This window comes from Pseudomonas sp. H3_D04, assembly GCF_054669175.1.
Genome location: NZ_CP162801.1, coordinates 5782711 through 5805319, shown reverse-complemented (window position 1 = coordinate 5805319; position 22609 = coordinate 5782711). Strand labels below are relative to the sequence as shown.

The following is a 22609-nucleotide window of genomic DNA, read 5'->3' as shown; positions in this document are numbered from 1 at the left end:
CCTCAGCCCAGCATCGAAATGTCGGCAACGCCGAGGAACAGTCCACGCAGGCGCGCCAGCAATGCGTAACGGTTTGCGCGGACCTTGGCGTCTTCAGCGTTGACCATCACGGCCTCGAAGAACGCATCCACCGGCTCGCGCAAGGCAGCCAGACGGGCCAGCGATTCGCTGTACTGACGGGCAGCGGCCATCGGCTGTACAGCCTGGTCAGCCTGCTGGATCGCCGAGTACAGGGAGAACTCGTTGGCATTGTCGAAGTACTTGGCTTCCACGACCGAAGGAATGGAGCCTTCGACCTTGCTCAGCAAGTTCGAAACGCGTTTGTTCACTGCGGCCAGGGCTGCGGCTTCCGGCAATTTGCGGAACGCTTCCACGGCTTGTACGCGCTGATCGAAGTCCAGGGCAGAACCCGGTTTCAGGGCACGGACCGACAGGTAAGTCCCGACATCCACGCCTTCGTCTTCGTAACGGGCACGCAGACGGTCGAAGATGAACTCCAGCACCGAATCGTTCAGGCCGGCAGCCTTGACCTTGGTACCGAACGCATTCACGGCGAATGCCACGGCGTCGTTCAGGTCGAGGTCGAGCTTCTTGTCGATCAGGATGCGCAACACGCCGAGTGCAGCACGACGCAGGGCATACGGGTCTTTGCTGCCGGTTGGCAGCATGCCGATGCCGAAGATACCGACCAGGGTATCGAGCTTGTCGGCGATGGCCACGGCCGCACCGGTCAGGGTGGTCGGCAGTTCAGCACCGGCACCGCGCGGCATGTACTGCTCATTCAGGGCCAGTGCGACTTCTTCCGGCTCGCCATCGTTGAGGGCGTAGTAGTAACCGGCGACGCCTTGCATCTCCGGGAACTCACCGACCATCTCGGTCGCCAGGTCGCACTTGGACAGCAGGCCGGCACGGGAAGCCCAGGCTGCGTTGCCGCCAATGCGTTGCGCGATGAACGCGGCCAGTTTGGAAACGCGCTCGGCCTTGTCGTAGACGCTGCCGAGTTTTTCCTGGAACACCACGTTCTGCAGGCGCAGGTTGAAGTCTTCGAGTTTCTGCTTCTTGTCTTGCTTGAAGAAGAACTCGGCGTCGGTCAGGCGTGGACGAACCACTTTCTCGTTACCGGCGATGATCTGTTGCGGGTCTTTGCTTTCGATGTTGGCCACGGTGATGAAACGTGGCAGCAACTTGCCGTCGGCATCCAGCAGGCAGAAGTACTTCTGGTTGTCCTGCATGGTGGTGATCAGGGCTTCTTGTGGCACGTCGAGGAAACGTTCCTCGAACGAGCACACCAGCGGCACCGGCCATTCGACCAGCGCGGTCACTTCGTCGAGCAAGGCTGGAGGAACGATGGCAGTACCTTCCTGCATCGTCGCCAGCTCTTCGGTGCGTTTGCTGATCAGCTCGCGACGTTCGTTGGCATCGGCCAGTACGTAGGCGGCACGCAGGTCGCTCAGGTAATTGGCCGGCGAAGTGATACGCACGCTTTCCGGGTGATGGAAGCGGTGACCACGGGAATCACGACCGGACTTCTGGGCGAGGATCGTGCAATCGATGACCTGGTCACCGAGCAGCATTACCAGCCACTGGGTCGGACGAACGAATTCTTCCTTGCGAGCACCCCAGCGCATGCGCTTTGGGATCGGCAGGTCGTTCAGCGAATCTTCAACGATGGTCGGCAGCAGGCTCGCAGTCGGCTTGCCGGCGATGCTTTGGCTGTAACGCAGTTTCGGGCCGCTTTGATCGATTTCGCTCAGGTCGACGCCGCATTTCTTGGCGAAGCCCAGTGCTGCTTGAGTCGGGTTGCCTTCGGCATCGAACGCGGCCTGACGTGGCGGGCCGTCGAGGTTGATGCTGCGGTCCGGTTGCTGAGTCGCCAGCGAGGTGATCAGCACAGCCAGACGACGTGGTGCGGCGTAGACGGTTTTGGTCTCGTAGTTCAGGCCCGCGGCTTGCAGGCCCTTGTCGATACCGGCCAGGAACGCGTCGGCCAGGGTGTTCAGGGCTTTGGGTGGCAGTTCTTCGGTGCCCAGTTCAACCAGAAAATCTTGAGCACTCATTGTGCAGCCTCCAGCTTGGCCAGTACTTCGTCACGCAGGTCCGGGGTCGCCATCGGGAAGCCCAGCTTGGCGCGAGCCAGCAGGTAGGCTTGCGCAACGGAACGCGCCAGGGTGCGCACACGCAGGATGTATTGCTGACGCGCGGTCACCGAGATCGCCCGGCGCGCATCCAGCAGGTTGAAGGTATGGGAGGCCTTCAACACCATTTCGTAGCTCGGCAATGGCAGCGGCTGGTCGAGTTCGATCAGGCGCTTGGCTTCGCTTTCGTAGAAGTCGAACAGTTCGAACAGCTTCTCGACGTTGGCGTGTTCGAAGTTGTAGGTCGACTGCTCCACTTCGTTCTGGTGGAACACGTCGCCGTAAGTCACTTTACCGAACGGACCGTCAGCCCAGACCAGGTCGTAGACCGAGTCCACGCCTTGCAGGTACATGGCCAGACGTTCCAGACCGTAAGTGATCTCGCCGGTCACCGGGTAGCACTCGATGCCGCCCGCTTGCTGGAAGTAAGTGAACTGCGTCACTTCCATGCCGTTGAGCCAGACTTCCCAGCCCAGACCCCAGGCGCCCAGTGTCGGCGATTCCCAGTTGTCTTCGACGAAGCGGATGTCGTGGACCAACGGGTCCAGGCCGACGTGCTTGAGGGAGCCCAGGTACAGTTCCTGGAAGTTGTCCGGGTTCGGCTTCAGGACTACCTGGAACTGGTAGTAGTGCTGCAGACGATTCGGGTTTTCGCCGTAGCGGCCGTCAGTCGGGCGACGACTGGGCTGCACATAAGCGGCGTTCCAGGTTTCCGGGCCAATGGCGCGCAGGAATGTAGCGGTGTGGAAAGTGCCGGCGCCTACTTCCATATCGTAGGGCTGAAGTACCACACAACCTTGCTCGGCCCAGTATTGCTGGAGGGCGAGGATCAAGTCTTGGAAGGTACGCACGGCTGGCGTAGGCTGGCTCACGAAATTCACCTGTTTCTTGGGCTGCGATTTAAAGAGCGGGAGTATACCCGATTCGGTCCTGCGCACGCCCCCTGGAGCCTTATGCCACGCTGCTTTTGGTGTTCCGAAGATCCGCTGTACATGGCTTATCACGATCAGGAGTGGGGCACGCCGCTACGCGATGCGCAGGGTTTGTTCGAGTTGCTTTTGCTCGAAGGGTTCCAGGCCGGCCTTTCCTGGATCACCGTGCTGCGAAAACGTGAGCGATATCGCGAGGTATTGTTCGGCTTCGACGTACAACGGGTGGCGCAGATGAGCGACGCGGAAATCGATGAATTGATGCTCGATCCGGGCATTATTCGCAATCGCCTCAAACTCAACGCCGCCCGACGCAACGCCCAGGCCTGGCTGGCGCTGGAGGACCCGGTAACGTTTCTCTGGTCCTTCGTCGGCGGCACGCCTGTGATCAATCATTTCAAGGATCGCACCGAAGTGCCGGCGGTCACGCCGACGGCGGTGGAGATGAGCAAAGGCTTGAAAAAGGCCGGCTTCACGTTCGTCGGTCCGACCATTTGCTACGCACTGATGCAGGCCTCGGGCATGGTCATGGACCACACGCAAGACTGCGACCGCTACGCTCAGCTCGCCAACGGCGGTTAGAATGGCCGCCTCGCGCACAGCACAAGATCAGGAGTGACCTGTGGATAAGTTTAAAGGCGCCTTGCTGGTAGGCGCTCTGCGGCTGTTTGCCCTGCTCCCTTGGCGGGCAGTGCAAGCCGTGGGCTCGGCCATTGGCTGGGTCATGTGGAAAACACCCAACCGTTCCCGCGATGTGGTGCGGATCAACCTCGCCAAGTGCTTCCCCGAAATGGACCCGGCTGAACGCGAGCGTCTGGTCGGCCAGAGCCTGAAAGACATCGGCAAGTCACTGACCGAAAGCGCCTGCGCCTGGATCTGGCCGGCCCAGCGTTCCATCGACCTGGTGCGTGAAGTCGAAGGGCTCGATGTGTTGAAGGACGCCCTCGCCTCCGGCAAGGGCGTGGTCGGCATCACCAGCCACCTGGGTAATTGGGAAGTGTTGAACCACTTCTATTGCAACCAGTGCAAACCGATCATTTTCTACCGACCGCCGAAACTGAAAGCGGTGGATGATCTGCTGCGCAAACAGCGGGTGCAATTGGGTAACCGCGTGGCCGCTTCCACCAAGGAAGGCATCCTCAGCGTCATCAAGGAAGTGCGCAAAGGTGGTGCAGTGGGTATTCCCGCTGACCCGGAACCAGCCGAATCCGCTGGGATATTCGTACCTTTTTTCGCCACCCAGGCGCTGACCAGCAAGTTCGTACCGAACATGCTCGCCGGCGGTAAAGCGGTCGGCGTGTTCTTGCATGCCCTGCGCCTGCCGGACGGTTCAGGTTACAAAGTGATCCTGGAAGCCGCGCCCGAAGCCATGTACAGCACCGATACCGAAACGTCGTGCGCAGCCATGAGCCAGGTGGTCGAGCGGTATGTGCGGGCCTATCCGAGCCAGTACATGTGGAGCATGAAGCGCTTCAAGAAGCGGCCACCCGGTGAAGAGCGTTGGTATTGAGTTGATTGGCATGATCTGTGGATAACTTGTAGGAGCAAGGCTTGCCCGCGAAAGCGATATAGCATCCAGCATCAATGTTGAATGTAATGACCTCTTCGCGGGCAAGCCTCGCTCCCACAGGGGGCAGGTTATCCACAACGGTTCATACAAGGGCGCAAAAGATGTCCGAACACCGCAAATCGTTTCGCATCAAGATCACTCATGAAAGCTTCGGCGAATGCCTGGGCCAAACCCGCAACCTTTCGACGACGGGCGTCTACGTCAAGCATTCGGGCTTGTCGTCGTTGCCTAAAGGCGCGGTGGTTTATGGGCAGGTACAAGACTTGCCCACAGGTGCGCCGCGAGTGCGCATGGAAGTGGTGCTGGTCGACGCCGATGGCATCGGCCTGCGTTACCTCTGATCAGTGCGCCTGACGCTCAAGCTTCTTCAGAAACACCGTCATCTCCTTCTCTGCCTGCTTGTCGCCATGCGCACGGGCGGCTTCCAGGCCCTGCTCCCACGCCTGACGCGCAGCTGGAAAGTCGGCAAGCGCCAGATGAGCCTTGCCTAAGAGCTTCCAGGCGGCCGAATACTTTGGATCGAACTCGACGCAACGCTGGAAATGCTCGGCGGCCTTGGCGTTTTCCCCAAGATCCAGATAACCCTTGCCCAGGCCGAAGCGCAGCAATGAGTTATCCACACCCTTGGCGAGCATTTTTTCCAGGGATTCGAGCATGGGGGGTTCCTTGTTGAGGTGTGTCAGGCGTTGATCTGTTTTAGTGAGGTCGCCTTCGCGAGCAGGCTCGCTCCCACAATTGATCTTCAGTGAACACGAATTTGGTGTGCGGCGAAAATCCCACTGTGGGAGCGAGCCTGCTCGCGAAGAGGCCCGCGCAGACGCCAAAAATGCTTGATCAGAAGAAGCTGAGCCCCACATGGAACAGCTTCTCCACATCCCGAATATGCTTTTTATCCACAAGGAACAAAATCACATGGTCGCCCGCCGCGATCACCGTGTTGTCATGCGCAATGATCACTTCCTCATCACGAATGATCGCGCCAATCGTCGTCCCCGGCGGCAAACCGATGTTCTGGATCGCCTTGCCAATCACCTTGCTCGATTTTTCATCACCATGGGCAATCGCCTCGATGGCCTCCGCCGCGCCGCGGCGCAATGAGTGCACGCTGACGATATCGCCGCGTCGCACGTGGGCCAGCAGCGTGCCGATGGTTGCCAGTTGCGGGCTGATGGCGATGTCGATATCGCCGCCCTGGATCAAGTCCACGTAAGCCGGATTGTTGATGATCGTCATCACCTTCTTCGCACCCAGGCGCTTGGCCAGCAGCGAGGACATGATGTTGGCTTCGTCATCGTTGGTCAGGGCCAGGAAGATGTCTGCGTCGGCAATGTTCTCTTCCATCAGCAAGTCGCGGTCGGAAGCACTGCCCTGCAACACCACGGTGCTGTCGAGGGTGTCCGAGAGATGGCGGCAGCGGGCCGGGTTCATCTCGATGATCTTCACTTGGTAGCGGCTTTCGATCGCCTCGGCCAGGCGCTCACCGATCTGCCCGCCACCGGCAATGACGATGCGCTTGTAGGTTTCATCCAGACGGCGCATTTCACTCATCACCGCGCGGATATTTGCCTTGGCGGCAATGAAAAACACTTCGTCATCCGCCTCGATCACCGTATCGCCCTGGGGCAGGATCGGCCGATCGCGGCGGAAAATCGCTGCAACCCGGGTTTCAACATTGGGCATGTGTTCCCGCAACTGGCGCAGTTGCTGGCCCACCAACGGTCCGCCGTAGTAGGCCTTCACCGCCACCAGTTGCGCTTTGCCTTCGGCGAAGTCGATCACCTGCAACGCGCCCGGATGCTGGATCAGGCGCTTGATGTAATTGGTGACAACCTGTTCCGGGCTGATCAGCACGTCAACCGGAATTGCTTCGTTATCGAACAGCTCGGAGCGCGTCAGGTACGCGGCTTCGCGGACCCGGGCGATCTTGGTCGGGGTATGGAACAGGGTGTGGGCGACCTGACAGGCCACCATGTTGGTTTCGTCGCTGTTGGTTACTGCCACCAGCATGTCGGCATCGTCCGCGCCGGCCTGACGCAGCACCGTCGGCAACGAGCCGCGGCCCTGCACGGTACGGATGTCCAGGCGATCGCCGAGGTCGCGCAGGCGTTCGCCGTCGGTGTCGACCACGGTAATGTCGTTGGCCTCGCTGGCCAGATGTTCTGCCAGCGAACCGCCGACCTGGCCTGCGCCGAGGATGATGATTTTCATCCAGTCACTCCCTTATAAACCGGTTAACCGCGCGCGGCGGCGATCTTGATCAGCTTGGCGTAGTAGAACCCGTCGTGGCCGCCTTCCTGGGCCAGCAACTGGCGACCGTGAGGTTGCTTGATACCGGCCGCCGTGGCGAGGTCCAGTTCACGCGCACCCGGCGTGCGAGCGAGGAAGGCTTCGATGACTTCAGTGTTCTCGGTCGGCAGCGTGGAGCAGGTGGCGTAAAGCAGAATCCCGCCGACTTCCAGAGTTATCCACATGGCGTCCAGCAGCTCGCCCTGAAGCACCGCGAGTGCAGCGATGTCATCCGGTTGGCGAGTCAGCTTGATGTCGGGGTGACGTCGGATCACGCCAGTCGCCGAGCATGGCGCATCCAGCAAAATGCGCTGGAAGGGTTTGCCGTCCCACCAGGTGGCCGTGTCGCGGCCGTCGGCAGCGATCAGCTCGGCGCTCAGGCCCAGGCGTGCGAGGTTCTCGCGCACGCGCACCAGACGCTTGGCTTCCAGATCCACGGCCACGACGCCCGCCAGTTTTGGCTCGGCTTCGAGGATGTGGCAGGTCTTGCCGCCCGGTGCGCAGCAGGCATCCAGTACCCGTTGGCCCGGCGCGAGGTCGAGCAGATCGGCGGCCAATTGCGCCGCTTCGTCCTGCACGCTGATCCAGCCTTCGGCGAAGCCTGGCAGGCTGCGCACGTCGGCGGCAGCTTCGAGAATGATGCCGTCCTGACTGTAGACGCACGGCGTAGCGGCGATGCCGGCCTCAGTCAGCAGCCCAAGGTAAGCATCGCGGGCGTGATGGCGGCGGTTGACCCGCAGAATCATCGGTGGATGCGCATTGTTCGCCGCGCAAATGGCTTCCCATTGCTCAGGCCAGAATGCCTTGAGGGATTTTTGCAGCCAGCGCGGGTGGGCGGTGCGCACCACCGGGTCGTGTTCCAGCTCGGCCAGCAACGCTTCACTTTCACGCTGGGCGCGGCGCAACACGGCGTTGAGCAAGGCCTTGGCCCAAGGCTTTTTCAGCTTGTCGGCACAACCGACGGTTTCGCCGATGGCGGCGTGGGCCGGGACGCGGGTGTAGAGCAGTTGATAGAGGCCGACCAGCAGCAGCGCCTCGACATCGGCGTCCGCTGCCTTGAACGGCTTCTGCAGCAGCTTGGCCGCCAACGCCGACAAACGTGGTTGCCAGCGCGCCGTGCCGAAGGCCAGGTCCTGGGTGAAGCTGCGATCACGGTCTTCAACCTTGTCCATTTGTGTCGGCAGTGAACTGTTGAGTGAGGCTTTTCCGTTAAGAACAGCGGCAAGTGCCTTGGCGGCGGCCAGACGTGGATTCATTGAGCGTCCGCCGCTTGACCGAGCACGGTGCCGACGGCGAATTTCTCACGACGGCTGTTGAACAAGTCGCTGAAGTTCAGCGCCTTGCCCCCGGGCAATTGCAGACGGGTCAGGCATAGCGCTTGCTCACCGCAGGCGACGAGCAAGCCGTCCTTGCTGGCGCTGAGGATTTGCCCCGGTGCGCCCTGCCCTTCAGCGAGGCTCGCGGCCAGCACTTTCAACGCTTCGCCGTTCAGCGTGCTGTGGGTGATCGGCCACGGGTTGAACGCGCGGACCAGGCGTTCCAGCTCAACCGCCGGACGGCTCCAGTCGATGCGTGCTTCGTCTTTGTTCAATTTGTGAGCATACGTTGCAAGACTGTCATCCTGCACTTCGCCTTCCAGCGTTCCGGCGGCGAGGCCGGCAATCGCCTGGATCACGGCCGGTGGGCCCATTTCGGCGAGACGGTCGTGGAGACTGCCGCCGGTGTCTTCGGCGGTGATCGGCGTGGTGACTTTCAGCAGCATCGGCCCGGTGTCGAGGCCCAGTTCCATGCGCATCACGGTCACGCCGCTTTCACTGTCGCCTGCTTCGACTGCACGCTGGATCGGCGCCGCCCCGCGCCAGCGTGGCAGCAACGAAGCGTGGCTGTTGATGCAACCCAGGCGCGGAATATCCAGCACCGCTTGCGGCAGGATCAAGCCATAGGCGACCACCACCAGCAAGTCCGGCTTGAGTGCGGCCAGTTCAGCCTGGGCGTCTTCGTTGCGCAGCGTTGGCGGTTGCAACACCGGGATGTTGTGTTCCAGCGCGAGTTGCTTGACCGGGCTTGGCATCAGCTTTTGCCCACGGCCCGCCGGACGGTCCGGCTGGGTGTAAACCGCGACGACTTCGTAAGGGCTGGCGAGCAGGGCCTTGAGGTGTTCGGCGGCGAATTCCGGGGTGCCGGCAAAGACGATGCGCAGTGGCTCAGTCATGGGAGCAATCTCTGAAAAGAAAAAGGCTTGCCGCAGCAAGCCTTTGAAAGAAGGGCATCAAGCGTTCTGGCGATGGAGCTTTTCCAGTTTCTTCTTGATTCGGTCGCGTTTGAGGTTCGACAGGTAGTCGACGAACAATTTGCCGTTGAGGTGGTCGCATTCGTGCTGGATGCACACGGCGAGCAGGCCTTCGGCAATCAGTTCATAAGGCTTGCCGTCGCGGTCCAGGGCCTTGACCTTGACCTTCTGCGGGCGATCGACGTTTTCGTAGAAGCCCGGCACCGAGAGGCAGCCTTCCTGGTATTGCTCCATCTCGTCGGTCAGCGGTTCGAACTCGGGGTTGATGAACACCCGTGGTTCGCTGCGGTCTTCGGAGAGGTCCATCACGACGATACGTTTGTGCACGTTGACCTGGGTCGCGGCGAGGCCGATGCCTGGCGCTTCATACATTGTTTCAAACATGTCATCGACCAACTGACGCACTTCGTCGTCCACTACGGCCACAGGTTTGGCGATAGTGCGCAGGCGCGAGTCGGGAAATTCGAGGATGTCTAAAATGGCCATAAGCTTAATTGCTGCACGTGTGAGGTAAAGTCGGGTCGATGGCCTGGCAGGTCCGAAGATGCAGGCTACCGTTGTGAAGCGTAGCTCCTTTTCTTTTATCAAAGAGTCAGGAGCGAGCCACGAGGGCTCTGGCGTTTCACGCGAACGCACATAATAAAGGGATTCACCGCATGAGGAAATCACTACTCGCCTTGCTCCTTCTGGCCTCGGCCGGTTTGGCGCACGGGCAAGTGCAACTCAAGGAAGGTTTTCCACAGCAATACACCGTGGTGACGGGTGACACTCTCTGGGACATTTCCGGAAAATTCCTCCGGGAGCCGTGGAAGTGGCCGGAACTGTGGCAAGCCAATCCTCAGATCGAAAACCCTAATCTCATCTATCCCGGCGACTCGCTGTCGCTGGTCTATGTCAACGGCCAGCCCCGCCTGACCCTCAATCGCGGGGCTTCGCGCGGCACCATCAAGCTCTCGCCTCGGGTGCGCAGCTCGCCGGTGGCCGATGCGATCCCGAGCATTCCGCTGCAATCGATCAACAGCTTTTTGCTGAGCAACCGCATCGTCGACAAGGTCGAGGACTTCGACAAGGCGCCTTATATCGTCGCCGGCGATGCCGAACGCGTGCTCAGTGGCACCGGTGACCGCATTTTCGCCCGTGGCCATTTCGACCCGAACCAGCCGGTCTACGGCATCTTCCGCCAGGGCAAGGTCTACACCGATCCCGATAGCAAAGAGTTTTTGGGGATCAATGCTGATGACATCGGCGGTGGCGAGATTGTGGCCACCGAGGGCGACGTCGCCACCCTGGCACTGCAACGCACGACTCAGGAAGTACGTCTCGGCGACCGTTTGTTCAGCGGTGAAGAACGGTCCATCAACTCGACCTTCATGCCCAGTGCGCCAAAAACCGAGATCAATGGCTTGATCATCGATGTGCCGCGCGGGGTTACCCAGATTGGCGCGCTGGATGTGGTTACCCTGAACAAAGGTCAGCGTGATGGCCTGGCCGAAGGCAACGTGCTGGTGGTGATGAAAACCGGTGAAACCGTACGCGATCGGATCACTGGCCAGCCACTGAAAATTCCCGATGAGCGTGCCGGTTTGCTGATGGTGTTCCGCACTTACGACAAGCTCAGTTACGGGCTGGTACTCAACGCATCGCGCTCGCTGGCGGTGATGGATAAGGTGCGAAATCCGTAAGCAGGCTCCACAAGTTACCAACAGAGTTATCCACAGCTTATTCCCGTTTGAACGGGGCTCATAACGATCAAGGATGATCCATGTCGCTGTCTGCCGTCACACCGGTTTCCCCTGCGGAACTGGAAGCTCGTTTACGTCTGCACCGATTGCCAGAACTCGGCCCGGCGCGTTTCAAGAAATTGCTCGAAGCCTTCGGCTCGGCGTCCAAAGCCATCAGCGCGCCCGCCAGCGCCTGGCGTTCGCTGGGCTTGCCGCTGGCGTGCGCCGAGGCACGGCGCGTCAATGAAGTACGCGATGGCGCGGCCCACGCATTGGCTTGGCTAGAGCGCTCGGGCCAGCATTTACTGATGTGGGACCAGCCTGAGTACCCGGCGCTGCTGGCGGAAATCAGCGATGCGCCGCCGCTGTTATTTGTGGCAGGCGATCCCGACATTCTGGAAAAACCGCAATTGGCGATGGTCGGCAGTCGGCGCGCCTCGCGACCGGGCATGGACACTGCGGCGGCATTTTCGCGCAGCCTGGCCGGCGCCGGTTTCGTCATCACCAGCGGTCTGGCGCTAGGCATCGATGCCGCCGCGCATCAAGCCGCGCTGGACGTGGGCGGGCGAACGGTCGGGGTCCTTGGCACGGGACTTGAAAAGTTTTATCCACAGCGCAATCGGCGGCTGGCGGACGCCATGATCGCCTCGGGCAGCGCAGTGCTTTCCGAGTTCCCGCTGGATGCCGGCCCCAGTGCCGGAAACTTCCCCCGGCGCAACCGGATCATCAGCGGTTTATCCCTCGGGGTGCTGGTGGTCGAAGCGAGTGTCGCCAGCGGTTCATTGATAACGGCGAGGCTGGCAGCGGAGCAAGGACGCGAGGTGTATGCGATTCCAGGATCGATCCACCACCCTGGCGCCAAGGGTTGTCATCAGCTGATCCGTGACGGTGCGGTATTGGTGGAAACCACCGAGCATATCCTCGAAGCCTTGCGCGGCTGGCAACGGTTGCCGTTGTCCACAGAGACGCTGCAAGCACCCACTCATCCACTGCTCCTGTTGCTTCACGCCGCGCCCCACACCAGCGAAGCGTTGTCGGTCAGCAGTGGCTGGGCCTTGTCCAAAGTGCTTGCAGCGTTGACGGAGCTGGAAATGGACGGCCGGGCGGTGTGCGAAAGCGGGCGCTGGTTTGCGCGGGTGAGCTAGGTTTTATAAGGAAGATCGGTAAACTGCGCAGAGCCTTATTCCGGAGAGTTTTTCATGGTCAACAGTTGGCGCGTGCAACAAGCCGCACAAGCCGTTCGCGCAGGGGCAGTAATTGCCTATCCAACCGAAGCGGTCTGGGGCCTGGGTTGCGATCCGTGGGATGAAGAAGCGGTCTATCGTCTGTTGATGATCAAGGGCCGGTCTGTGGAAAAGGGCCTGATTCTGGTTGCCGACAATATTCGTCAGTTCGACTTCCTGTTCGAAGACTTCCCGGAACTGTGGATGGACCGCATGGCCAGCACTTGGCCGGGGCCGAATACCTGGCTGGTACCGCATCAGAATCTGTTGCCGCAGTGGATTACCGGCGTGCATGAAACCGTAGCGCTGCGCGTCAGCGACCACCCGCTGGTGCGGGATCTGTGCGCGGTGGTCGGGCCGCTGGTGTCGACCTCGGCTAACCCTCAGGGCCGGCCAGCGGCGCGGACGCGAATACGCGTCGAGCAGTATTTCCGTGGGCAAGTGGACTACGTGTTGGGCGGGAATCTGGGTGGCCGCAAGAATCCGAGCGTGATTCGCGATGTCGCGACCGGGAACGTCATTCGCCCGGATTAATCCCGCAGTAACACCTGTGGCGAGGGAGCTTGCTCCCGCTGGACTGCGCAGCAGTCCCGTTCTTTTAAAGATATGAGGGGCCGCTTCGCGGCCCAGCGGGAGCAAGCTCCCTCGCCACAGTTTGATGTTAAGGCAGCAGAACAGTCGAGCCAGTCGTACGCCGTGCGGACAACTCGGTCTGCGCCTTCGCCGCCTCAGCCAACGGATACTTCTGGCTGACGTCCACCTTAAGTTTGCCGCTGATGATCATCTCAAACAGCTCATCGGCCATGCGCTGCAGGTTTCCTGCGTTATTGGCGTAGGTCGCCAGCGTCGGCCGGGTCACGTACAACGAGCCCTTCGCCGCCAAAATCCCCAGGTTCACCCCGTCCACTGCGCCGGACGCATTGCCGAAGCTCACCACCAGGCCCCGTGGTGACACGCTATCGAGCGACGTTAGCCAGGTGTCCTTGCCGACGCCGTCGTACACCACCGGGACTTTTTTGCCGTCAGTCAATTCCAGCACCCGTTGTGCGACGTTTTCGTGGCTGTAATCGATAGTCGCCCATGCGCCGTTGGCTTTGGCCAGTGCGGCTTTCTCCGGCGAGCTGACCGTGCCGATCAACTTCACCCCCAAGGCCTTCGCCCATTGGCAGGCCAAGGATCCGACACCGCCCGCGGCGGCATGGAACAGGATGGTTTCGCCACCCTTGAGTTCATACGTCTGACGCAGCAGGTATTGCACGGTCAGGCCCTTGAGCATCACACCGGCGGCCTGTTCAAAACTGATGGCGTCCGGCAAGTGCACCAGGTTGGCCTCCGGCAAAACGTGAACCTCGCTGTAGGCGCCCAACGGGCCGCTGCCGTAAGCCACACGGTCGCCGACCTTGAACCGGGTCACTTCGCTGCCCACCGCCTCGACCACGCCCGCACCTTCCGAGCCCAGGCCCGATGGCAGGGCGGGCAACGGATAGAGACCACTGCGGTAGTAAGTGTCGATGAAGTTCAGGCCGATCGCCTTGTTGGCCACGCGAACCTGCTGCGGGCCGGGCTCGGCGGGTTGATAGTCGACATACTCGAGCACTTCGGGGCCGCCATGGGCGCGGAACTGGATACGCTTTGCCATCAGAACTCTCCTTAGGTCATTTGCGAAGCTCCCTATCGGACTCCTAAGCTTGACCTTCGTCAACTGCGGCAGGCCCATCTGCGATGTTATGCTACGCGCCCATTTGCGCCGGCCCCTGCTCCGATGGAGCGCCGCGTAGTTTTGCCCGATTCAAGGTGATGACATGACGACCCGCACCGAGGCCGTAAAAGCCTACCTGCTCGACCTGCAAGACCGGATTTGCGCAGCCCTTGAAGCCGAAGACGGCGGCACGGCATTCGTCGAAGACGCCTGGACCCGGCCTGCCGGCGGTGGCGGTCGCACGCGAGTGATCGAAAACGGCGCGGTCATCGAAAAGGGTGGCGTCAACTTTTCCCACGTCTTTGGCAGCGGGCTCCCACCCTCCGCCAGCGCCCATCGCCCGGAACTGGCCGGCCGTGGTTTCGAAGCCCTGGGCGTGTCGCTGGTGATTCACCCGCACAACCCGCAGGTGCCGACTTCCCACGCCAACGTGCGCTTTTTCATTGCTGAAAAAGAAGGTGAAGAACCGGTCTGGTGGTTCGGCGGCGGTTTCGACCTGACCCCTTATTACGGTAACGAAGAAGACTGCGTGCACTGGCACCGCGTCGCCGAACAGGCCTGTGCGCCGTTCGGCCCGGACGTCTATCCGCGCTACAAGGCCTGGTGCGACAGCTATTTCCACATCAAGCATCGCCACGAGCCACGGGGCATCGGCGGTCTGTTTTTTGATGACTTGAACGAGTGGGACTTCGACACCAGCTTCGCCTTCATGCGCGCCATCGGTGACGCCTTCATCGAGGCCTACCTGCCGATTGTGCAGCGCCGCAAGAACGATGCGTTCACCGCCAAACAGCGTGAATTCCAGGAATTTCGCCGTGGCCGCTACGTCGAGTTCAACCTGGTCTACGACCGTGGCACGCTGTTCGGCCTGCAATCGGGTGGGCGCACCGAGTCGATCCTCATGTCCCTGCCCCCGCAAGTCCGCTGGGGCTACGACTGGAAAGCCGAGCCGGGCAGCGAAGAAGCTCGCCTGACCGACTATTTCCTGCAAGACCGCGATTGGTTGGCCAAGGCCTGAACGAGGAGTTCTGATGGACCGTTACGTCGTATTCGGTAACCCGATTGGTCACAGCAAGTCGCCGCTGATCCACCGCTTGTTTGCCGAGCAGACCGCTCAGCAACTGGACTACAGCACCTCGCTGGCGCCACTCGACGACTTTTCCGACTTCGCCAAGACGTTTTTCCTCGAAGGTCGCGGGGCGAATGTGACGGTGCCGTTCAAGGAAGAGGCTTATCGCCTGGCCAACAGTCTGACGGCACGGGCGCAGCGGGCAGGCGCGGTGAACACCCTGAGCAAACTCGCCGATGGCACGTTGTTGGGTGACAACACCGACGGCGCCGGACTGGTGCGGGACCTGACGGTCAACGCCGGTTTCAGTCTCAAGGGCAAACGCATCCTGCTGCTCGGCGCTGGCGGCGCGGTGCGCGGTGCGCTGGAGCCGTTGCTGGCCGAGCAACCCGCTTCGGTAATTATCGCCAACCGCACCGTCGAGAAAGCCGAGTTGCTGGCGGAATTGTTCGCGGACCTGGGGCCGGTGTCGGCCAGCGGTTTTGACTGGCTGCAAGAGTCGGTGGACCTGATCATCAACGCGACATCGGCGAGTCTGTCAGGCGATGTACCGCCGATTGCCAGCAGCCTGATCGAACCGGGCAAGACGGTGTGCTACGACATGATGTACGGCAAGGAGCCGACCTCGTTCTGCCGCTGGGCCACTGAACACGGTGCGGCGGTGTCGATGGATGGATTGGGGATGCTCGCTGAGCAAGCGGCAGAAGCGTTTTTCCTGTGGCGCGGTGTGCGACCGGATACAGCGCCAGTGCTGGCCGAACTACGCCGCCAACTGGCGCTGTAGTTCTTTGTGGCGAGGGAGCTTGCTCCCGCTCGGGTGCGAAGCGCTCGCAGATTTTCAGGGCTGCTTCGCAACCCGGCGGGAGCAAGCGCCCTCGCCACAAGTTATGCGTTCGTCATCAGAGTGGTGTGTTAGTCCTCAAACCGGATCGGGCATTTCTCCGCCCCTTCAAGCTTCCTCAACTCCTCCACCACCTGCGGCCGCGCGCTGCGCAGCGTCAGGCTGCGATTCTGCTTGAGCAGCCGCCGCGCTTCCTGATGCAGCATTTCCACCCCTGAATAGTCGATGAAGTTGATCTGCTGCGCCTCGATCACCACCCGTGCGCCGTGCATCCGTTGCAAACGCACTTGCAGGTAATGGCTGGCGCCGAAAAAGATCGACCCGCCGACCTGCAGAATGTCTTCATCGCCTTCACGCCAATGCTGCACTCGCGGTTGTGAAGTCCGCTTGAGGTAAAAGAACAGCGAAGCCAGGACCCCGGCATAGATAGCTGTCTGCAATTCCAGCAGCAGCGTGGCCACGCAGGTCAGCGCCATGACCAGGAACTCGGCGCGGCTGACCCGCAACAGCGCGCGGATGCCGCGATGATCGACCAAACCCCAGGCGATCAACAGGATGCTCCCGGCCATGGCCGGGATCGGAATGTGCGAAATCAACGCCGCGCCGAAGATGGCGAACAGCGCCACCCACAGTGCTGAAAATACCCCGGCCAGCGGTGAGCAGGCACCCGCCTCGTAACTCAGGCCCGAGCGGGTGAAGGAACCGGCTGACAGCGAGCCGGAAAAAAACGCACCGACCATGTTCGAAAAACCCTGGGCGCGTACTTCCTGATTGGCGTCGAGCAATTGCTGGGAGCGTGCCGACAAGGAACGGGCAATCGACAGGCTCGTCACCAGCCCGAGCATCCCCACCGCCACGGCGCTGGGCAGCAGGCGAAGGATCAGATCCAGGTCCAGCGGCAGTGGGCTGAAGGGCGGCAGCCGCCCGACAAACGCACTGACCAACTTCACATGGCTAAACATCGACGGCCAGAACCACACCAGCAGTCCGCTCAGCGCCAAGGTGATCAAAAGCGTCGGCCAGCGTGGCAGCAGTAATTTCAGGATCACGCCCACCCCGACGGTGGCCAGACCCAGCACCAGCGAAGGTTTATCCACGTCACCGAGGTGTTTGAACACCATCAAAAAGCTGTCCAGCGCCGTGGACTGATTGGGCAGGTCCAGCCCCAGCAGGTTCGGCAACTGGCCGATGGCAATCACCACCGCCGCGCCGAGGGTGAAGCCCAGCACTACCGAGTGAGAAACGAAATTCACCAGGGCGCCAAAGCGCAACAATCCGAGCAGCCACTGGAAAATGCCGGCGAGCAGTGTCAGAAGCAGGATCAAGGTGACGTAGTCTTCTGACGCGGGAACGGCCAGAGGACTGACGCTGGCATACAGGACGATGGATATCGCCGCTGTAGGACCACAGATCAAATGCCACGACGAACCCCAGAGGCAAGCGATCAGCACCGGAATGATCGCGGCGTACAGGCCGTATTCCGGCGGGAGACCGGCGATCAGGGCGTAGGCAATGGATTGCGGCAGCGCAAGAATGGCGCCGCTGAGGCCAACGATCAGGTCACGCCCGACGCTGGCGCGGGTTTGCCGGGGCAACCAGGAAAGGAAGGGAAAGAGTGAATGGCGGCTGGGGAAGGCCATGGGTCCTCTCGGGTGGAGTTTTGCGCAAGGGTATCAGTACGGGGTGAACATTGTGGCGAGGGAGCTTGCTCCCGCTCGGGAGCGAAGCGCCCGCAGATTTTTAGGGCTGCTTCGCAGCCCAGCGGGAGCAAGCTCCCTCGCCACAGGTAACCCTTACAACTTCGCTTTTACCGCCGGCAACGCATCTTTCCCATCCACGGTTTTCACGCCATCCAGCCATTTATCCAGCACGGCAGGGTTGGCCTTGATCCACGCCTTGGCTGCCTCGGCATTGCTGATTTTCTTGTTCACCACCTCGGCCATGATGCTGTTCTCCATCTCCTGGGTGAAACTCAGGTTGGTGAGCAGCTTGCCGACGTTCGGACAGGCCTGTGCATAACCTTTGCGGGTCAGCGTATAAACGCTGCCGGTGTCGCCGAAATACTTCTCGCCGCCTTTCAGGTAATGCATTTTCAACTGCACGTTCATCGGGTGCGGCGTCCAGCCGAGGAAGGTCACGAACTTCTGTTTTTTCACTGCGCGGGACACTTCGGCCAGCATGGCCTGCTCGCTGGACTCGACCAGTTTCCACTGGCCCATGTCGAAGTCGTTCTTCTTGATGATCTCTTGCAGCGAGATGTTCGCCGGGGCGCCGGAACCGATGCCGTAGATCTTCTTGTCGAACTTGTCGGCGTATTTATTCAGGTCGGAAAAGTTATGCACACCCGCGTCCCACACGTAATCCGGGACGGCCAAGGTGAATTCGGTGCCGTCGAGGTTCTTCGCCAGTTGGGTGACATCACCCGTGGCGACGAATTTGTCATAGAAGCCCTGCTGCGCCGGCATCCAGTTCCCCAGGAACACGTCGACCTGGCCATCCTTCAGCCCGCCAAAGGTGATCGGCACCGCGAGGGTGTCGACCTTGGCCTTGTAGCCCATGCCGTCCAGCAGAAACCCGGTGATGGCGTTGGTCGCAGCGATGTCGCTCCAGCCCGGATCAGCCATTTTCACCGTGTCGCAGCTCTGATCGGCAAAGGCCGATGCACTGCCCAGAGCCAGTAGCCCGACCGTCAGTACTGTGGATAACTTTTGCATGGACTTCCCCTTAACATTATTGGTTTTGGCAGGGTTGTGGATAACGTGCTTTACGTTCCAGATCGTCGAGGTCGATGTGGTTGCGCATGTATTGCTGACTGGCGTCTACCAGCGGCTGGTGATCCCAGCTCTTCAGCTTGCCGATGGTCAGCGCCTCGGCGACGAATCGCCGGCGACGCTGGCTCGCGAGCACCTGTTGGTGGATCGCCGGAATGTCCCATTTGGCCCGTGCTTCAGACAGAAACGCCTCGAACAGCGGCCGATGTTGCGGCGATTGGCTGAGTTCTTCCTGTTCGCGCGGGTCGTTGTGTACGTCGAAGAGTAGGCAAGGGTCATCTTCGCTGTAGATGAATTTGTAAGCGCCACGGCGGATCATCATCAAAGGGCTGATGGTGCCTTCGGCCATGTATTCGCCGAAGACTTCGTCGTGACCGCCCTGCCCTTGCAGGTGCGAGACCAGCGAACGACCGTCCAGTGGCAAGCCCGGCTCCAGCGAACCGCCGGCCAGCTCTACAAAGGTTGGCAGCAAATCAGCGGTGGAAACCGCAGCACTGACCCGCCCGGCGCCGAATTGTCCCGGTGCGCTGATCAACAGCGGTACGCGGGCGGCCATTTCGAACCAATGCATTTTGTACCAGAGGCCGCGCTCGCCGAGCATGTCGCCGTGGTCGCCGGAGAAGACGATGATGGTGTCATCGATCAGCCCGGTATCTTCCAGCGTTTGCAGGAGTTTGCCGACGTTGCTGTCGATATAGCTGCAAGCTCCGAAATAAGCACGACGCGCATCGCGAATCTTATCCACAGGCAGCGGCTTGTCCCACAGGTCATACACCTTGAGCAAACGCTGGGAATGCGGATCAAGTTCGGTTTGCGTCGGGGTTTCCGGCAGCGGGATGTCGGCATCGTCGTACATGTCCCAAAAAGCCTTGGGAATGGTGTACGGATCATGTGGGTGCGTCATCGACACGGTCAGGCAAAACGGCTGGTCGCCATCCTCGCGAATGTGATCGAACAGGTATTGCTGGGCCTTGAACACCACCTCTTCGTCGAAATCCAGCTGATTGGTGCGCACGCACGGCCCGGCCTGCAGCACCGAAGACATGTTGTGGTACCAGGTCGGACGCACGTCCGGTTCATCCCAGTTCACCGACCAGCCGTAGTCGGCCGGGTAGATGTCGCTGGTCAGGCGCTCTTCATAGCCGTGGAGTTGATCCGGGCCACAGAAATGCATCTTGCCCGACAGCGCGGTGCGGTAGCCGAGGCGACGCAGGTAGTGGGCATAAGTCGGTACATCGGCGGGGAAATCGGCCGCGTTGTCGTAGGCGCCGATCTTGCTCGGCAATTGACCGCTGACCAGGGTGAAACGCGACGGCGCGCACAGTGGGCTGTTGCAATAAGCGGCGTCGAACACCACGCCTTCGGCGGCGAGGCGGCTGAGATTGGGCAATTTGATGGGCGAGGAACCGTAGAACGGCAACATTGGCGCGGCCATCTGATCGGCCATGATGAAAAGAATATTCTTGCGCTTCATGTGATCGCGGCATTCCATAGTGAATATTTATGCGAGAGTGCTGCGATCGAGCATGGAGTCCAGGCACTTTGTGGTAAAGCCCATGCACGGCAATGACTAGGATAAGCACCGCTTATGTATGACGCCCTTGGAAGTTTGTCGCTGGACCTGCTGCGAGCGTTTGAAGCGGCGGCCCGCCATCGCAGTTTTACCGCCGCAGCGGTAGAGCTGGGCACTACGCAGCCCGCCGTCAGCCAGCAGATCAAACGCCTGGAAGAACAACTCACCGCGCGGTTGTTTGATCGCATTTACCGTGGCATTGAGTTGACTGAGGCCGGGACCATTCTTTTCGAGCAGGTTCAGCTCGGTTTGCAGAATATCGATGCCGGATTAAGCGCGATCAGCACACAGCATCAACATGAAGTCTTGCAGGTGGCCACGGATTTCGCTTTTGCCGCGTATTGGCTGATGCCCCGATTGCACCGCTTTCATAAAGCCAATCCCCACGTCGACGTCAGCCTGGTCACCAGCGAGCGCAATCACAACATGCTGCGCACTGATATCGATGTGGCGGTGTTGTTTGGGGATGGCCGCTTCAAGCAGGGCGAAAGCCATTGGCTGTTCAGCGAAGAAGTGTTTCCGGTCTGCAGCCCGCTGCTGTTGAAGGATCGTCCCCTGCCCTTGCCGGCCCAGTCATTGCTGGAATTTCCACTGCTGCACCTGCGCGGCGAAAACAGCAGCAACTGGTTTGACTGGAGCGGCGTCTTTCGCGAGTTAGGGATTACATCGGCCCCGGCCCCCGGGCAATTGCGCTTCGACAATTACACGTTGCTGATTCAAGCGGCGATTGGTGGTCAGGGTGTTGCAATCGGCTGGCGGCACCTTGTGGATAACTTGCTGGCGCAAGGTTTGTTGTGTCGACCGATAGCCGACACGGTGATTTCCAGGCTCGGCTACTACGTGGTTTTGCCCCAGCGAAAACGGCGTGGGGTATTGATCCAACAATTTGTGGACTGGTTGATGGCTGAGCAGGCCAGCAGCGCCCAATCGCTGAATGGTTTACCGCTGCCGTCTATCGCCGTGTAGGGTCGGTCGAAACGAAGTTCACATGCTCGCGAACGTGAAGATTCAGCCGCAGCTCATCGGCAATCCCTACGGCCACGCGGTTCAACCGTTCAAGCGGTTCGGCCAGGCCCGGTTCAAGGCTGCTGCTGACGTGGCTGAAATGTTCAATCGTCAGCCCCGGCACTCCGCGAGGCGCATTGACCAGGGTCCAGTGCAAGGCACTGCTTTGCAGTGCATCAAGGATTTCCTCGGCGGCATGCCGCTGAAGGGGGTCCAGCGCTTCAGCCTCTGTGTCGTCGAGTTCGGCAAAATCCCCCACCAGGAACAGCCGGGCAATACCGGCCGCCTGCATGCCCTCGATCAGCGCGTCCACGGCCAACACCTGTTCGACCGGGCCTGGAACGATGGTTTTTTCAACGGTCTCGCTATTGAATGGCAATCCGGGGGCATCCAGCAGGCAAATAACCACCGAACTCCCCGCTACGCTTTGCTTGACGCGTTCGGCCTCGAACAGATCGCCGGTCTTGGTGCGCAATCCTGGGCGCGGTGGGAGCGCCGTCAGGTCATCCAGAATCGCGATCACTTCATGTTGACGCCGTAGCATTTCAGCCATCAGCGCACTGCCCAGGCTACTCATGGCACCATAAAGCACCACTTTGACCACCGGGGTTTCGGCATTTTTCATGGCTGAGGTTCCTTGTTCACAACGTATATGGCGTGTGACCTGTGGGAATAGGTGAGGGTTCGACTGGGTTTCAGAGGGTTTCAGATGCAACAGATCAAGGGTTACCACGCCCATGTCTATTTCGACGCCACGAGCATTGACCAGGCGCGAGCGCTGTGTGAGCACGCCGCGCAGGTGTTCCCGCTGAAAATGGGCCGCGTGCATGAACGTCCCGTGGGTCCGCACCCGGACTGGAGTTGCCAATTGGCGTTCGGGCCGGAGCTGATCGGCGAAGTGCTGCCGTGGCTGGCGCTCAACCGCAAGGGTTTGGTGGTGTTTCTGCACCCGGACACCGGCGACGATTTGCTGGACCACACCGAGCACGCGATCTGGATGGGCGCAATCCGGCCGCTGGACCTGTCTATTTTTTGATCAGAGGTTTTCTTCGGCTTCGCCGGGCAAATGTTCGTCCAAGTGCAGCCAGGGTAAGTGGCTGCGGGTCCAGATGTGACGCTCGGCCGGGGCTTGCTCCGGGTGATCGAGGGTGGCGATGGTCACGTCGATACTCTCGGGGCTCAGATGTGTGATCAACGCCAGTTGCGCCCCACAGTTCGGGCAGAAATAGCGCACGCAGGTAGTTGAAGATTCGTACTGCGCCGGCGTCCCTTTCAGCCATTTAAAGGCCGATACGGGAACCGTGATCCAGGTTGTCACGATCCCGCCGCTGACGCGCCGGCAGATCGAACAATGGCAGTGGGCGATGTCGTGCAAAGGTCCGCTGAATTGATAGCGCAGATGTCCGCAGTGGCAGCCGCCGGTGTGAAATTCGCTCATGACCTTACCTCCTGATGCGTATTTCCTGACGCTTTCGCGAGCAGGCTCGCTCCCACATT

Annotated in this window: 23 protein-coding genes; 10 read left to right on the top strand and 13 right to left on the bottom strand. The window is 60.6% G+C overall.

The features are described from left to right. Nucleotides 1-2: 2 nt before the first annotated feature. Together glyS and glyQ are read right to left on the bottom strand one after the other, a co-directional pair. Nucleotides 3-2057 (bottom strand): glycine--tRNA ligase subunit beta, encoded by a 2055-nt coding sequence (gene glyS, locus AB4N91_RS26680; protein ID WP_010465502.1) that lies wholly within the window; start codon nucleotides 2055-2057, stop codon nucleotides 3-5. Continuing rightward, a complete protein-coding gene (gene glyQ, locus AB4N91_RS26675; protein ID WP_003213601.1) occupies nucleotides 2054-3007 on the bottom strand; it encodes a glycine--tRNA ligase subunit alpha in 954 nt (317 codons plus the stop codon). The genes glyS and glyQ overlap by 4 nt, the downstream gene beginning before the upstream one ends. A gap of 81 nt (nucleotides 3008-3088) precedes the next feature. On the opposite strand from glyQ, the gene tag reads away from it, so the two are divergent. The 3 genes from tag to AB4N91_RS26660 all read left to right on the top strand — a co-directional run bounded on the left by tag (nucleotide 3089) and on the right by AB4N91_RS26660 (nucleotide 4975). Beyond that, nucleotides 3089-3646 (top strand): DNA-3-methyladenine glycosylase I, encoded by a 558-nt coding sequence (gene tag / locus AB4N91_RS26670; RefSeq protein WP_010465505.1) that lies wholly within the window; start codon nucleotides 3089-3091, stop codon nucleotides 3644-3646. A gap of 40 nt (nucleotides 3647-3686) precedes the next feature. Beyond that, nucleotides 3687-4574 carry a lysophospholipid acyltransferase gene (locus AB4N91_RS26665; protein WP_010465508.1) on the top strand — a complete coding sequence of 296 codons (888 nt, stop codon included), beginning with the start codon at nucleotides 3687-3689 and terminating at the stop codon, nucleotides 4572-4574. A 161-nt stretch (nucleotides 4575-4735) separates the two neighbouring features. Then, nucleotides 4736-4975: a PilZ domain-containing protein gene (locus tag AB4N91_RS26660; RefSeq protein ID WP_288114365.1), complete on the top strand. Its 240-nt coding sequence runs from the start codon at nucleotides 4736-4738 to the stop codon at nucleotides 4973-4975. On the opposite strand, the gene AB4N91_RS26655 is transcribed toward AB4N91_RS26660, so the two are convergent. The 5 genes from AB4N91_RS26655 to def all read right to left on the bottom strand — a co-directional run bounded on the left by AB4N91_RS26655 (nucleotide 4976) and on the right by def (nucleotide 9696). Then, nucleotides 4976-5290, bottom strand: coding sequence for a tetratricopeptide repeat protein (locus AB4N91_RS26655; RefSeq protein WP_010465512.1), 315 nt, complete (start codon nucleotides 5288-5290; stop codon nucleotides 4976-4978). 178 nt (nucleotides 5291-5468) lie between these two features. Continuing rightward, a complete protein-coding gene (trkA, locus tag AB4N91_RS26650) occupies nucleotides 5469-6842 on the bottom strand; it encodes a Trk system potassium transporter TrkA (RefSeq protein ID WP_010465514.1) in 1374 nt (457 codons plus the stop codon). A 23-nt stretch (nucleotides 6843-6865) separates the two neighbouring features. Continuing rightward, nucleotides 6866-8176, bottom strand: a complete 1311-nt coding sequence (rsmB, locus tag AB4N91_RS26645; RefSeq protein ID WP_460111908.1) for a 16S rRNA (cytosine(967)-C(5))-methyltransferase RsmB — start codon at nucleotides 8174-8176, stop codon at nucleotides 6866-6868. Next, nucleotides 8173-9132, bottom strand: coding sequence for a methionyl-tRNA formyltransferase (gene fmt / locus AB4N91_RS26640; protein WP_221107872.1), 960 nt, complete (start codon nucleotides 9130-9132; stop codon nucleotides 8173-8175). Before fmt ends, rsmB begins: the two co-directional genes overlap by 4 nt. A 57-nt stretch (nucleotides 9133-9189) precedes the next feature. After that, the gene (gene def, locus AB4N91_RS26635; RefSeq protein WP_010465519.1) at nucleotides 9190-9696 is read right to left on the bottom strand and encodes a peptide deformylase; all 507 of its coding nucleotides are present in this window, start codon (nucleotides 9694-9696) and stop codon (nucleotides 9190-9192) included. 170 nt (nucleotides 9697-9866) lie between these two features. On the opposite strand from def, the gene AB4N91_RS26630 reads away from it, so the two are divergent. From AB4N91_RS26630 to AB4N91_RS26620, 3 genes are all read left to right on the top strand, one after another. Next, nucleotides 9867-10892, top strand: a complete 1026-nt coding sequence (locus AB4N91_RS26630) for a LysM peptidoglycan-binding domain-containing protein (protein WP_010465521.1) — start codon at nucleotides 9867-9869, stop codon at nucleotides 10890-10892. A gap of 80 nt (nucleotides 10893-10972) precedes the next feature. Beyond that, entirely contained in the window at nucleotides 10973-12076 is a 1104-nt protein-coding gene (gene dprA, locus AB4N91_RS26625) for a DNA-processing protein DprA (protein WP_010465523.1), read from the top strand. 54 nt (nucleotides 12077-12130) lie between these two features. Beyond that, nucleotides 12131-12688, top strand: coding sequence for an L-threonylcarbamoyladenylate synthase type 1 TsaC (locus tag AB4N91_RS26620; RefSeq protein ID WP_010465525.1), 558 nt, complete (start codon nucleotides 12131-12133; stop codon nucleotides 12686-12688). Nucleotides 12689-12815: 127 nt separating this feature from the next. Here the strand turns inward: AB4N91_RS26620 and AB4N91_RS26615 are convergent, their stop codons facing one another. Further along, entirely contained in the window at nucleotides 12816-13793 is a 978-nt protein-coding gene (locus AB4N91_RS26615; RefSeq protein WP_460111907.1) for an NADPH:quinone reductase, read from the bottom strand. Nucleotides 13794-13956: 163 nt separating this feature from the next. Between AB4N91_RS26615 and hemF the strand changes: the two genes are divergently transcribed. Beyond that, nucleotides 13957-14871: an oxygen-dependent coproporphyrinogen oxidase gene (gene hemF, locus AB4N91_RS26610; RefSeq protein WP_010465529.1), complete on the top strand. Its 915-nt coding sequence runs from the start codon at nucleotides 13957-13959 to the stop codon at nucleotides 14869-14871. A 13-nt stretch (nucleotides 14872-14884) separates the two neighbouring features. Next, nucleotides 14885-15706 carry a shikimate dehydrogenase gene (gene aroE, locus AB4N91_RS26605; protein WP_010465531.1) on the top strand — a complete coding sequence of 274 codons (822 nt, stop codon included), beginning with the start codon at nucleotides 14885-14887 and terminating at the stop codon, nucleotides 15704-15706. Between the two features lie 128 nt (nucleotides 15707-15834). On the opposite strand, the gene AB4N91_RS26600 is transcribed toward aroE, so the two are convergent. From AB4N91_RS26600 to betC, 3 genes are all read right to left on the bottom strand, one after another. Then, nucleotides 15835-17403 carry a SulP family inorganic anion transporter gene (locus AB4N91_RS26600; protein ID WP_460111906.1) on the bottom strand — a complete coding sequence of 523 codons (1569 nt, stop codon included), beginning with the start codon at nucleotides 17401-17403 and terminating at the stop codon, nucleotides 15835-15837. 153 nt (nucleotides 17404-17556) lie between these two features. After that, on the bottom strand, nucleotides 17557-18477 hold the full coding sequence (choX, locus tag AB4N91_RS26595) for a choline ABC transporter substrate-binding protein (protein ID WP_010465535.1): 921 nt from the start codon (nucleotides 18475-18477) through the stop codon (nucleotides 17557-17559). 16 nt (nucleotides 18478-18493) lie between these two features. Beyond that, complete coding sequence (betC, locus tag AB4N91_RS26590; RefSeq protein ID WP_010465537.1) at nucleotides 18494-20008, bottom strand: choline-sulfatase; 1515 nt, start codon at nucleotides 20006-20008, stop codon at nucleotides 18494-18496. 114 nt (nucleotides 20009-20122) lie between these two features. On the opposite strand from betC, the gene AB4N91_RS26585 reads away from it, so the two are divergent. After that, a complete protein-coding gene (locus tag AB4N91_RS26585) occupies nucleotides 20123-21073 on the top strand; it encodes a choline sulfate utilization transcriptional regulator (protein WP_077748841.1) in 951 nt (316 codons plus the stop codon). On the opposite strand, the gene AB4N91_RS26580 is transcribed toward AB4N91_RS26585, so the two are convergent. Continuing rightward, entirely contained in the window at nucleotides 21060-21737 is a 678-nt protein-coding gene (locus tag AB4N91_RS26580; protein WP_010465542.1) for an NAD(P)-dependent oxidoreductase, read from the bottom strand. The two genes, AB4N91_RS26585 and AB4N91_RS26580, sit on opposite strands and share 14 nt — an antisense overlap. A gap of 84 nt (nucleotides 21738-21821) precedes the next feature. On the opposite strand from AB4N91_RS26580, the gene AB4N91_RS26575 reads away from it, so the two are divergent. Next, complete coding sequence (locus AB4N91_RS26575) at nucleotides 21822-22148, top strand: DOPA 4,5-dioxygenase family protein (protein WP_010465544.1); 327 nt, start codon at nucleotides 21822-21824, stop codon at nucleotides 22146-22148. Here AB4N91_RS26575 and AB4N91_RS26570 read toward each other — a convergent pair whose 3' ends face one another. Next, nucleotides 22149-22550 (bottom strand): GFA family protein, encoded by a 402-nt coding sequence (locus tag AB4N91_RS26570; protein WP_010465546.1) that lies wholly within the window; start codon nucleotides 22548-22550, stop codon nucleotides 22149-22151. It lies immediately after the preceding gene. Nucleotides 22551-22609 lie beyond the last annotated feature (59 nt).